Here is a 278-nt window from a genome sequence, read left to right as displayed (position 1 = left end):
GAGTCAGGATCTTCTAATCTTGGATTCGATTTGATCCATGTCTCAGGCATATCAACTTCTTTTTCAACATCATCTTGCTCGTAGATAGCAATGAAATATTCATCCATTTGTTCTTCGCCTTTTAAGACACTTTCCAGCATTTGTATTTCTTTGTACATCGGTACATTAGGATTCAATCCAGCCGTACTTATAATCGCTAGTAAGGAACTTTTCAAACCTATTTGTCCAGACTTCAATACATTTAACATTTGCAAATCTTTGCTCTCGTGAAATTCATC

The 278-nt window shown here is 35.6% G+C and carries 1 pseudogene; it reads right to left on the bottom strand.

Annotated elements, in window-relative coordinates:
- A pseudogene (locus R2R70_RS19880) lies at nucleotides 1-278 on the bottom strand (terminase large subunit); the annotation flags it as partial.

This window comes from Cobetia sp. SIMBA_158, from assembly GCF_046566945.1.
Classification (GTDB): Bacteria; Pseudomonadota; Gammaproteobacteria; order Pseudomonadales; family Halomonadaceae; genus Cobetia; species Cobetia amphilecti.
Note: the sequence above shows the minus strand (reverse complement) of the source record. Positions and strands in the feature narration are given on the sequence as shown.